We start from the raw sequence: 12,283 nt of genomic DNA, 5'->3' as shown, positions 1-12,283 counted from the left end.
CCTTTTCACCTGTTTTAACCCTTGACAGAGCCCATCAGCATGCCTTTATTAAAATATTTCTGCAAAAACGGATACACCGCCAGCAGCGGCAGCGCCGTCAGCACGATCGCCGCCATCTTGACCGCCGGGCTGTACTGAAATTCCGTCGTCATGCTTTCCAAACTGTTGTTCGTTTCGTTCATCATCTGACGCAAGAACACTTGCAAGGGCCATTTGTCCGAATCGTTCAAATAAAGCACGGCATTGAAGTAGGAATTCCAGTTCTGTACCGCATAAAATAGCGTGAACGTCGCAATCGCCGGCAAGGACAGCGGCAAAATGATCCGCCAGAACAAACGCAGTTCGCCGCAGCCGTCGATGCGCGCCGATTCTTCCAGCTCCTGCGGAATGTTCTGAAAAAAGCTGCGCAGCACAATCAGATGAAACGGAGCGATCGCGCCGGTCAGGAACAGCGACCAAAAGCTGTTGATGAGATGCAGGCTTTTGACCACGAGATACGTCGGAATGATGCCCCCGCTGAACAGCATCGTGAACAGCACCATGAAGTTCAGCACCCGGCGGCCTTTCAACCACGTCTTGGACAGCCCGTATGCCATCAGGGAGGTTAGCATCATGTTGACGATTGTCCCAAACACGGTGATGATCACAGCATTTTTGAATGCGGTTACAAATTGCACGCTGCTCATCAGAAAACCGTAGGCATTTAGCGTAAAATCATGAGGAATGATGAAGAAGCCCCGTGTTAAAATTTCTTCCCTCGGCGCAAACGACGTCATCACCACATACAGAAAGGGGAACAGCACCAAGATCAGGCTCAGCACCAGCAAACCGTTCGTCACTACCTTGAAAACCGGGTCACGACCGCGCGCGTCATAAGCTCTCATGCTAGTACACCCCTTCCTGGCCAAATGCTTTGGCAAGCCGGTTGGCGAGCAGAATCAAGATCAACCCAATCGCCGATTTGAAAATGCCTACAGCCGTCGAATAGCTGAAATTGCCCTGTAGGACCCCGTTGCGGTATACATACGTGTCAAACACATCGGCCACCTCGAGGTTCACCGGATTTTGCAGCAGCAGCACATGCTCGAAACCGAGCTCCATCACTTGACCGAGCCGCAAAATAAACAGAATGACAATCGTCGATTTCAAAGCAGGCAATGTGATGTGCCATACCTGCTTCCAGCGGTTGGCGCCGTCCACGACCGCAGCTTCATAAAGCGTCGGATCGACGGCTGCTAGCGCCGCCAGGAAAATGATGGCGTTCCACCCGGTCTCTTTCCAAATGTTCTGACTGACATAGAGGAAGCGGAAGTAATCTGCGTTGGTCAGCAGCTCGATGCGGGCGAATCCCCAGCTGTCGAGCAGTTTGTTAATCCCGCCTTCCTGCGTCGCGAACAGTACGACGGTGATGCTGACGACGATCACCCAGGATAGAAAGTGCGGCAAATAAATGATCGTCTGCACCGTTCTGCGGAACCAGGCTCTGCCGACCTCATTGAGCAGAATGGCGAACAAGATCGGCGCCGGGAAGAACAGGAACAGGTTCAGTCCGCTTAACAGGATCGTATTGCGCAGCAGCGTCCAGAAATCCGGATCGGTGAACAGCCGTTGAAAATTGTCGAATCCGATCCAAGCGCTGTGCAGGAAGCCGTCAAACGGATCGTATTCCTGAAAGGCGATCACGAGCCCGCCCATCGGAACGTATTTGAAGATGACGAAAAATAGTAAGCCCGGCAAAATCATCAGATACATCGGAATTCCACGTTTCCACTGCAGCGGGCGGCGGCTTCTCGCGCCCTCGGGAAGCATCTTTGGCGCAGGCGATGTCGCTTCTTTGCTGATTCTCATCTTGCTTTCCCCCTCCCTCAAGCTCCGAGCCAATAACGAAGAGGCCTTGACGCTGCAAGGCCTCCGCATTCCTTGCTATTATTTGGACTGCAGGTACGCGTCGTTGTATTCCTTCGTAATCTGATCGCCGCCGTCTTTCTTCCACTGCTCAACCGCAGCGTCGATCGCATCAAGCGGCTGTTCGCCCATAATCACTTTGATCAAGGTAGTCATAAACTTCTGATCGATCGTGACGCCGTTCTTCGTATCTGTCGTTGATTCAAGTCCTGCCGCCAGATTTGGCCATTTGAACGGTTCACTGTTTTTGAACCATTGGTTTACATTGTCGACCATCGTCTTATCGTCCCATAGCCGAATTTGTGTGTTGAGATCGAATCTGCGCAAATACCAGGCGGAGATCAGCATCGGACGGTCTTGATCGAACGCCGGGAGCTTCTCGTACGAATCGCCGTTCTTTTTGTAATGCGTGCCCTCGATGCCGTTTTTGGAAAGCGTATTGCCCTCATCCGACATCAGGTAATCGAACAGCTTCAGCAGACGATCTTGTTTCTTCGCATCGATTTTGGCGTTAATGACGATCCGCTGCGTGATCGCGTTTGTCGACGTGCCTTGCAGACCTGTCGGGCCTTTCGGCGGCAGCAGCTGCACTGTTTCTGCTTTCGGATCGACTTTTTTCAAGTTCGGGACGAGCGTCTGGTAGAAGACATTCGGGACGACATCGTCGATGCCGACTTTGCCGGCTTCGTATTTATCCTGCGGATCTTTGACCTTGTTGATTGCAAAATCTTTGTCCAGCACGCCTTCGGTATACGCTTTGTTCATATAAGCGGCAAAGTCTTTCAACTCCTTGTTTTGCGTATGCCAGGAGATCAGCTTGCCGTCCTTGAGGCCCCAGTTGTCCACCAGGCCGAACGCCGCTTTGATCGGATCGACGTGCTTGAAGTCGGTCTTATTAGCAACGAGCGACGCCGAGAAGCCGTACGTATCGTTTTTGCCGTTGCCATCCGGATCCTGTGTGGCGAATGCTTTCGATACCTGATAGAATTCATCCAGGTTGGTCGGCATTTTCAGGCTCAGCTTATCCAGCCAATCTTTCCGGATGCCGAAGGACGTCTGCGTTTCGATTTGGTAATACGGGAAGCTGTAATATTTGCCTTTTGGACTCATGAATTGCAGCTGCTCTTCCCCGCCAAGATTTTTCGCCAGGTTCGGATATTTGCTTAGCAGTGGCTTCACATCCAGGAAAATACCTTTGTCCCGCCATTTCAGAAAGTCCTCTTTGAGCAGCAGGAACGAATCCGGAAATTCCCCGGAAGCGGCGAGCACGTTTAATTTCTCTTTGTAATTGTCTTGGGAAATCCACTGAAACTTGAGGTCGATATTGAACTTCTTGTTCAAGTAATCGATCATCGAATTGTTCGCCGGCCAACCGCCGCCTTCGTAAGAGATGGTCATGATGTTAAGTTCAAGTTTTTCCTTCATGTCATCTTGTGCAGCCGCTGTCGGTTGTGCCGTTGCCGAAGCGGTGCCTGACGGGGAACTCGCTGGATTGTCTTTGGAATTGTCCGAAGAACAGCCGGCGAGGACGCCTGATGAGATCAGGACGCTTAACGAGATGGAAAGCCACTTTTTCAATTCTGTTTCCCCCTTCGTATCCTTCATGTCTGTGCTATACCCTAATTATAGGGGGATGGACGGCACGATTTCCTTACCCAGAATTACAATTTATGAATCGATCTTACGAAGTTGGGCATCGCCTACCTGAACAGATTTTACGTTGGATTCGGGGCGAAACGGTACACGTATCGAGACAACCGTACCTCGGCCTTCAAACGAATTAAGCCGGATGCCATACCCTGGCCCGTATCTGAGCACGAGCCGTGTATGCACGTTTGTTATGCCGAGCGACTCGCTGTGGTCGATGCTGTCCACGTAATTCGCCGAAATCAGCTGCAGCCGTTCTTCGATGTCTTGCAGCTTCTCGCTGCCGATGCCCGGTCCTGTATCGGTAATTTCAAGAATCAAATCGTCTTTCTCATCGTAGGCGCTGACGATAATCGTCCCTTTGCCTTCCATCGGCTCGATCGCGTATTTGACGGCATTTTCCAGGATCGGCTGCAAAATCAGTTTGACCACGGAACACGTCATAAATTTGTCGTTCACATAAATCCGGCTGGTAAACTCACTCGGAAAACGAATATGAATAATCTCCAAATACTTGCGCAGATGCGTAATCTCTTCCTTGAGCGTCGTCTCGAGGCCGCTGTATCGCGCAGTGTACCGGTAGACGTCGGCGAGGTTTCCGGCCATCTGCTCAATCATCGGCATTTGCTCGAAATAGGCCATGCTTTTAATAATGCCGAGCGAGTTGTACAGCAGGTGCGGGTTGATCTGATTTTGCAGCGCTTTGATCAGCGCCTCTTTCTGATGCAGTTGCGACTGCACTTCCTTCACGCTCAGCGCGATGTTCGATTCGAACAAATCTTCAAGCCGGCTCACCATGATGTTGAAGCTGTGATTGAGCTGCTGGAACTCGTCCTGCCCCGGCACCAGCTCTGCGCGGATGCTTAAATCGCCGCCGGCGACCCGGCGCATCAGATTTTTGAGCGTCACGATCGGCTTCACGAATCTGGCGGACAGCATCGGCACAGCGATCAGGATGAAAATCGCGATAAACCCAAGAATGGCGAGCAAAGAGTTGGTGGCTAGACGTAATTCCCCGGCCATTTCCTCGTAAGGCACCATTGCTACAATTTTCCAATGCGTGCTTGCGGACACCACGGGAGCTATCAAATAGTCTGTGCCTTGAAAACGTTGAATCGTCGCGCCTTCATTCTCGGGCAGGCTTAGCTCCTTCAAATCCGTCTGCGAGCGGGAAAGGCCGTTCCATCGATGGTTGGCGTGGTACACGACCGTGTCGTAATCGGAAAGAATGAAGAAATCCCCCGTCTCTCCGAGTTTGGAGCGGCTGAATGCTTGATGAATCTCCGTCAGGTTGATGTCGATCACCAGATTGCCGATCAGCCCCGTCGACTCCACGCTGAAAATCGGCAGCACAATCGACAACACACCTTCCCCCACGCTGCCTGGATAATCCGCCAGATGCGTCGGGATCATCGACCGCTTGTCCAAAAGCGGCTGTCCGAACCACGGCTCGGACGAGTAATCGTTATTGGCGACGTAGGATTGCCGGATGGAGACGACGTCTTTGTTGCGAGAGACCAGAAACATATTCTGAATCTCGGGGAAATTGAGCGCGACGTAGCGGCGAAGCTCCCGCTCAATGTCTTCCACGTCGGCGCGCGCTCCATCCCGATCATCAAGCCAGTCCTGCACCTTGTCGCTCTCGATCAGCGAGGAAGAAGAGCGTTGAAACTCCTTAAAGTAATAGTCGAGGAAATAATTGAGCCGGTTCGTGGCTTCATTCGAGATATTGAAAAAGTCCTTTTTAATCGCGCGGCTGTAATAATAATGCGAAAAAAACGCCAGTAGCAGCACAGAGGCGATACTGACGCTCAGAAACGTTAATACCATTTTGGAGCGGATGGAGAGCCGTTTGACATAAGGCGGAAGTTTGATGGAATTCATATGCCCAGCCTCTTTCTGTATTCTTGCGGGGTCACGCCTGTCAGTTGCTTGAAGATGCGGTTAAAATAAGGCAAGGAGGCGAAGCCGACGGCAGCGGCCACTTCGTAAATTTTGACTTCCGGCGCCAACAGCTCCTCCTTGGCTTTTTCGATTCTTAACTGATTCACATAATTCAGATACGTGAGCCCAGTCGATTTCTTGAAAAGCGAGGAAAAATGCGACACGCTGAGATGCGCCATCTCGGCCGCTTCCGGCAGCGAATACGTCTTGGCATAATGCTCGTCGAGATGCTCGCATACCTTGCGGATCGCCATCCGGACGTGCTGATTGGCGTATTTGGGATAGAGGTCGATCCAGCTTGCGATCAACCCCTGAAAATGCCGACGTACCTCGGCCTCTGTTCCTGCCTCCAGCGGGCGCACGGGATAACCGCTGTCAATGCCGTGAAGGAACGCATTCATTTGATTGGACAAGGCGTTCAGCAGCTTGCTCCGGACATGTCCGGGTACTTTGAGCCGATACGTCTCGTTGACGACATGGTCAATGGCCTGCTGCACCTCGGTTTGCGCAAGGTCCGGCAGCGTCTCCGCAAACTTCTGGATACGCGCAATCGTCTGCCGGGTGTCCGACAGGCCGGCGAGCCGCTGCACCGAGCGCCGAAGCGCGTCGTGCAGCTCTTCCTCATTAACCGGTTTGAGCACGTATTCCGAGATCCCGAAGCGCATCGCTTGCTTCGCATATTGAAAATTGTCGTACCCGCTGACGATGATCGAAATGATCGGCAGCTCCTGCGTCGCGATCTGCTCCGCCAGCCACAGCCCATTCTTGCGCGGCATCATGATGTCCGTAATGACGATACTGGGCCAACTCTCCTCGATGTAGCTCCAGGCGTCCTCGCCGTTGCCCACTTCACAGACAACATGGAATTCTGGCCCGAGCTTTTCCACCATTTCGCCGATCATGCTGCGAATCCACAGCTCATCTTCCGCGATGACAACTTCCACCTTGCTCATGCGCTTCGCATCCTTTCTGTATGCAGCTTATCCTTACGGCCGCTTCAATCCGACCCGCTCGTACTGCTCGGGCGGCGCGTCGTGCGCCTCCATCAGCCCCAGCATCAGCTCCGCCATCCGCGCTTCGAGCTGCTCGTCCTTCAGCGGATGCTGCTGACTCGGATCCGACTGTCCGTCAAACAACAGGGTGCCGAACTGATGCAAGTCGTTATGCGGGTTCGCGTTAATCTTCATCGTCTGCAGCCCTTTCGTAAACGAAAACGGCTCCGCGAGCGAGAAGTGTTGAAGCTCTTTCACGCTGAACAAACACCGCATATGCGACGGCATCAGCGTGTAGTTATAGATCGGGCCGTTTGCCTTCGACACCGGCGCCTTCATGTACACGTACCGTCCGTCCGTACAGTTAATATGCCCGCCATGGATGCCGAATAGGGCCGCTTGCCGCACCGACGCGTCGTTCGCGATCGTTTCGCGGAGCGGCTGCCCCTGCATGTCGGGCGGAATCGGTACGCCAAAATAATCGAGCAGCGTCGGCGCCATATCGATCATTTGCACGAGGCTGTCCCGGCGTTCGCCGGCTTTGCCGCTGCGCGGGTCCCAGATAAAGAGCGGCGGCCTGGCAATTTCGTTGTAGAAAGGCTGAATGTTCTTCGCCCACCATTCATGTTCGCCTAACAGAAACCCGTGGTCCGAGTTGACGATGAGCATCGTATCTTTCCACAGATCCAGCTCATCCATCAGATCGAGGATTTTGCCCAAATGGTAATCGCACATACTGACAAGCGCGGCATATTCGAACCGGCAGTGCGCCACCACGTCAGGCGACTCCTGAATGCGTCGGTACGGCGGCCAGTCAAAATGCTTCCCCTCGTACGCATGCGGGTACATCTTGCGGAACGCTTCGTGTGCAAAAAACGGCTCATGCGGGTCGAACGTCTCCACTTGCAGGAACCAGTTATCCTCCCCGGCGTTGGTTCGAATGAACGCTTCACCCAGCTCAAACGTTACCGCTTGCGGGAACTCCTCCAGTTCGCGGATATACTTGCGGTTGATCCAGTCTTGCGTCACCATGCGCCCTGCGCTGTGGCCGCCGAGTCCTGTCGTATGCCCGCCCATATAGTCCGGCGTCTCGGGGTCGCGGATCTCCCCTTTCCACGGATCGCCTTCTTGCCCGCGAACAAATTCATACGTACTGTACCGGTTATGGTACGTTGCGCCCCCGTCTTCCCAGTAATGCTGATGATCGGTGACGAGATGGGTATAGATGCCGTTCTGCTTTAAAAGTTCCGGCATGGAATCGTCGAACGGTTCCAGCGGGCCCCAGCTGCGATGCAGGAAATTGTATCTGCCCGTATGCAGCTCACGTCTAGCCGGCATGCATGGCATGCTGCCGACAAAGCACGTGTCGAACACGACGCTGCGCTCGGCGAGCCGCTGAAAATTCGGCGTGTGAATCCAGCCGCCGTACGGCGGGAGCATGTGGCGATTGAGCGAGTCGAACATCAGCATAATAGCTTTCATGGCAATTTGCGCAGGCCGCCGTTGCCAGGCAAAGCAAAGGAAATGGCCGCATGCCTGCGCCCCTCCCTTCAAATTGTGGTGATTCCAATTAGAAAGCGTTTGCACACCAAATCTGCAATCATAGCACATGATCACGCTGAACACGAACGAGTTCTCACGCCGGTTAGCAAGGGCACACTTGCCGTTCACGTAAGATTAAGAATTAAATTAACATAGAGGCTAAACGCGGGTCAATTGAATTTTATGACATCCGGCATGTTCTACGTGCTGCAATCGCCCTCCCCTTCCCAATTCCCGCTTATTTTCCATGTCGCGCTCCCCTTCCCTCACTTTTTCCTCATATTCACCACCGCGTACCCCACCTTCACCTTCTTCACCTGCAATTTTACAGTTGATTTCGCTGAAATGGCGCTTTTCGAAGTGAACCACCTGCATTTCCTACAGCAAATTCTCCGGAATTTCGCCAAAATCTCCCGAAATACGCCATTTCCCCAATATTACCTGTACTTTTTACAGGAAAGTGACGATAATGGATAATTTCCTGCCAATTACCTGCACTTTCTACAGGTACGTCTCCCCGCTCCGATCCTAACTCCGCCCATCCCCCGCTTGACTCGCTGCAAAAAAATCCCGCCGAACCTTTTCAGGTTCAACGGGATTTCTATCTGCCTTATTAAGGCTACTCTATTAAGAGTACTGTTTATTGGTATACTCACTTTAGTCCCAGTAGCAAGCATACCGCTCCCTGAACTGCTGCAGCGTCTGCAAGGCATCCGCTTTTGGCATATACTCCAGCCCCACAAAGCCGGTGTATCCCGTCTCATGAATCGCCTTCAACACATTATCATAATTGATCTCGCCGGTGCCGATCTCATGACGTCCGGGATTGTCCGCGATGTGAAAATACCCGATGTCTGCGATGTTCGCGGTCAAGTTCCGAATGACATCACCTTCGGTGATCTGCTGGTGATACACGTCAAACAGCACCTTCACCTGGGGACTCCCTACCTGCCGGATAATCTCGAACGCTTCATCGGAACGGGCCAGGAAGTAACCTTTATGATCCACCCGGGTATTCAGCGGCTCAACCACAAGCGTGATGCCCGTTCCTTCCAATAGCGCGGCCGCAGCCTGCAGTCCTTCGATCAAGGAATCGGTCATCTCCGCTCTGGACACACCGGGAAGCTCGCTCCCCGTCTGCGAAATCAAATACTTGCAATTCAGCTGGTTCGCCACAGCGATACTTTCGCGAAGCCCCGACAAATAGCTCTCACGCTGAGAACGATCGGTGAGAGATACCATCTTCGTACAGGTAGAACCAAGCGTCATGTCGTACTCCTTCATCACTTGCTCAACCTCGTCCAGATCCTCGTTCCACCAACTCCAGAACTCAAAGCTGGTGTAACCCATTTCCTTCACCAACCGGATATTGTCCCGCGTAGTCCGTCCCGCTCCACGAAACACGGCGGCAAGCGATGGTGAAAATTTCATAGCTGCCCCTCCTTTAACGATTCCAAATTTCGCTTATTTCTGGTCATATTGCGCCAGCTTCTTCATCAGGACATCTCCTGACACGTAAGGCATTCCTGCGCTCACGCGGTTCACTTCCCTACTACTACCATTGTTTATACCTTCTTTTGTCGTAAAAAACAACGAAAATCCAAGCGGCTTTGCCTCCTCGACCACCGTCTTGTTATATTCGCCCATCGGGAAGCATAGCATCGACAGCTTGTTGTCGAGCTTCATTTTCAGATAGGCTTCCCCTCGGAGCAGATCGGTTCTAACTCGCTGCTTGCGCTCGGCATCGATTTCCATCCGCTGTTCCTTCGGCAGGAACACGCGGTTCGGCAGGGGCGCAATCCCATTGCCCGCTTCATCTTTTCTTTTTTGATGGAGATCGTACGTATGCGAATAGAAGCTGTACCCGTCGCGTTTCATTTCCCGAATTTGATTCCAGGTGAGAAACGGCAAAGACGGATAGTCCGAATCGACATCGCTGACAATGACGAAATTCGTTGCCGGATAGCCCATTTGCTTTAGAATCGGGTACGCTTTCTCGTAGAAGGAGCGGTAGCCGTCATCAAAGGTGATGACAACGGCGTTAGGCGGCAGCATTCTGCGTTTCGCTTGAAAGCAGGCGTAGTCTTCAACCGACACGACGTTGTAATGATTGTCTTTTAACGCTTGAAGATGCTGTTTGAACTTGACCGGCGTGATGGTGATGAAAGACTCCTTTTCGTCCAAATGGTGATACGTCAAAACCAGTGCCTTGTTCTTGTAGTGGATCGTCTTCGTGTCAATCGGAGGAAGATTGGATGCGCTTACATTTTTTGGGGAACAAACCGTATCCAGCGAACTTCCTTGCAGCGCACCTTGTTCATTTGCATGTGTCCAGCCCCCCATTAGGAGCATCATAGTAATAAAAACAGATTTCATCGGACGATCATCCCCCACGCCAGTAGTCCTTCATGCTACACAAATTCTCTACTGCTGCAGGAATTCCTCTTTTCTAGAACAAAGGCAGTGCACCCGCGCTGGATGCCCTGCCTTCTGTGGTTAATTGGACTGCTCGGAAGCCTACAGCTTCCCGCGATACGCCCGTTCATGATAGTTCGTGATGTACGTAAACAGCTTCTTGCCATCGTCCGTCAGCAGCTCGTCTTCATCCAAATTCAGGTACATCGCGCGGTACGTTTCCGGTACCCAAATGTACGGATGCACATAAGCCGTCAGATGAAACCCGACGCGCTGCCAGAATTGAATCCGCTCCCGATTCACCGGCGTCTCCTCGGCTTCGACTTCAATCACGATCGCTTTGCAGCCCGCTTCTATCGATGCCCAAGCCTGAATATCTGCGATGCATCGGCGCCCGAGCCCCCGCCCCCGGTGGTCCTGACGAACGGCGATGTAGTCAATAACGAGGACTTTCGCCTGCTTATTAACGGAAGACAACGCCATCGCGACAACGTCGCCATTCTCGTGCCACGTATGCAGTATCGCGATGCCCCGCTCAAACATGCGCTTGACGATGGCGCGACTTTTGCGTCCAGCTTCCGGGAACGCTTCATTGTAGACAGTCTCCGCTTGATTCCAGCGCGACTCCTGCCATTCATGGGTCGTTTCAAATGTTATGGACATGGGCATCACTCTTTCTTAGGGATGTTGCTCATCACGGTCTTAGCTTGCGGCACCTCGGCAAAAATAAACCGATGAATGCCGAAATCCGGGATGCCCGACTGCAGAATCGCGTCTCTCAGCGGATGCAAGTCCGGGGTAAACCGAACATCAATATCCAGTTCCATTAGTTCGCCGAGCAGATTGGGGATCGCCGTTACCTTAATCGGCTCGACTGTTTCCTCCGAAATGTAATACCCCGCATAGCTGTCAAATAAGCGAAATGTCGCAGGCGGCAGCTCGTACCTATACATCGTCATACTCCGAATTGCTTCGTACCAACGCGTTTCCACCGTGATTACCGTATTCGACGACGTACCGCCGAAGAAAGTCTGTACCTGTGCCTCGGTCATGTCCGCTGTACGTTGATAAACAATTCTCGGGCAGTTCCGCGGAAAATAAAACGTAAACGCATGCGTCTCATCAATCGCCCACACGACCGGCGGCATGTCCTGCCTGTTGGCTTTAACGCGGGGACGAAAAATCGAGATATCCGGTTCCTCGCTAAAATGGTACAGCTTCATCGCTCAAACCTCCTTTCGCATCGACTCGCACCGACAACAAAAACCACGCTTGCGCGCGGTTCGTTGTTGATTCAAAGCAGCTGTAAGGCCATCAAATCCTCGTCCCATAATACGCCGTCTACAAATAACGCATTGCTTTCGACGCCATACGTCACAAAGCCGAGTGATTCGTACATGCGCTTCGCCGGCAAATTGCTCGACGTCACACTGAGAGAGATCTGCATAAGCCCTGGCAGCTCTTTCGCCCTGCGGATGATGTCCTCCATCAGCCTGCGGCCGATTCCCTGCTTGCGAGCCTTCTGAGTGACGTACACGCCCCAGATGAACCCTTTATGCTTCAGCTTAAGACTCGTTTCCCGCATAAAGCCCGCCATGCCGACTAGCTCTCCCGCTTCGTCAAAACAGCCGAGAATATAGTTGTCTTCCGCCTCATTAATCCGCTTAAGCACTTGCTCATGCGAAAGCAGCATCGCCTCCTCGTGCGAAGACGAGAACGACGTCGGGCTTTGCTGAAGCCCCTCCAGACGCAGCTGCCAGAACGAATCGGCATCCTGTTTCGTAATTTTGCGAATCTCCATCTCTCGAAACGACCTCCTATCGTGAGTAGCTCCATAC

General features: G+C 52.6%; 12 protein-coding genes. All 12 read right to left on the bottom strand.

Annotated elements, in window-relative coordinates:
- Positions 1–14: 14 nt before the first annotated feature.
- The gene (locus tag EJQ19_RS21660; protein ID WP_126143327.1) at positions 15–884 is read right to left on the bottom strand and encodes a carbohydrate ABC transporter permease; all 870 of its coding nucleotides are present in this window, start codon (positions 882–884) and stop codon (positions 15–17) included.
- Position 885: 1 nt separating this feature from the next.
- Positions 886–1,809 carry an ABC transporter permease gene (locus tag EJQ19_RS21655; protein WP_277600975.1) on the bottom strand — a complete coding sequence of 308 codons (924 nt, stop codon included), beginning with the start codon at positions 1,807–1,809 and terminating at the stop codon, positions 886–888.
- 117 nt (positions 1,810–1,926) lie between these two features.
- Entirely contained in the window at positions 1,927–3,483 is a 1,557-nt protein-coding gene (locus tag EJQ19_RS21650; RefSeq protein WP_164716660.1) for a type 2 periplasmic-binding domain-containing protein, read from the bottom strand.
- A 90-nt stretch (positions 3,484–3,573) separates the two neighbouring features.
- The gene (locus EJQ19_RS21645; RefSeq protein WP_126143324.1) at positions 3,574–5,436 is read right to left on the bottom strand and encodes a sensor histidine kinase; all 1,863 of its coding nucleotides are present in this window, start codon (positions 5,434–5,436) and stop codon (positions 3,574–3,576) included.
- Positions 5,433–6,449 (bottom strand): helix-turn-helix domain-containing protein, encoded by a 1,017-nt coding sequence (locus tag EJQ19_RS21640; protein WP_126143323.1) that lies wholly within the window; start codon positions 6,447–6,449, stop codon positions 5,433–5,435. The genes EJQ19_RS21645 and EJQ19_RS21640 overlap by 4 nt, the downstream gene beginning before the upstream one ends.
- Before the next feature lie 33 nt (positions 6,450–6,482).
- A complete protein-coding gene (locus EJQ19_RS21635) occupies positions 6,483–7,970 on the bottom strand; it encodes a sulfatase (RefSeq protein ID WP_126143322.1) in 1,488 nt (495 codons plus the stop codon).
- A 219-nt stretch (positions 7,971–8,189) separates the two neighbouring features.
- Positions 8,190–8,399, bottom strand: coding sequence for a hypothetical protein (locus tag EJQ19_RS21630; protein ID WP_126143321.1), 210 nt, complete (start codon positions 8,397–8,399; stop codon positions 8,190–8,192).
- Positions 8,400–8,687: 288 nt separating this feature from the next.
- The gene (locus tag EJQ19_RS21625) at positions 8,688–9,461 is read right to left on the bottom strand and encodes a hydroxypyruvate isomerase family protein (protein ID WP_126143320.1); all 774 of its coding nucleotides are present in this window, start codon (positions 9,459–9,461) and stop codon (positions 8,688–8,690) included.
- 33 nt (positions 9,462–9,494) lie between these two features.
- A complete protein-coding gene (locus EJQ19_RS21620; protein ID WP_126143319.1) occupies positions 9,495–10,406 on the bottom strand; it encodes a polysaccharide deacetylase family protein in 912 nt (303 codons plus the stop codon).
- A gap of 141 nt (positions 10,407–10,547) precedes the next feature.
- Positions 10,548–11,108 (bottom strand): GNAT family N-acetyltransferase, encoded by a 561-nt coding sequence (locus EJQ19_RS21615; protein ID WP_164716659.1) that lies wholly within the window; start codon positions 11,106–11,108, stop codon positions 10,548–10,550.
- 5 nt (positions 11,109–11,113) lie between these two features.
- Complete coding sequence (locus tag EJQ19_RS21610; protein WP_126143317.1) at positions 11,114–11,668, bottom strand: DUF6886 family protein; 555 nt, start codon at positions 11,666–11,668, stop codon at positions 11,114–11,116.
- Positions 11,669–11,739: 71 nt separating this feature from the next.
- Complete coding sequence (locus tag EJQ19_RS21605; protein ID WP_164716658.1) at positions 11,740–12,246, bottom strand: GNAT family N-acetyltransferase; 507 nt, start codon at positions 12,244–12,246, stop codon at positions 11,740–11,742.
- Positions 12,247–12,283 lie beyond the last annotated feature (37 nt).

Origin of the sequence: Paenibacillus whitsoniae (genome assembly GCF_003955665.1) — a bacterium.
GTDB classification, from domain to species: Bacteria; Bacillota; Bacilli; order Paenibacillales; family NBRC-103111; genus Paenibacillus_E; species Paenibacillus_E whitsoniae.
The sequence above is the reverse complement of the archived record's forward strand: the minus strand, read 5'-3'. Positions and strand labels throughout refer to the sequence as shown.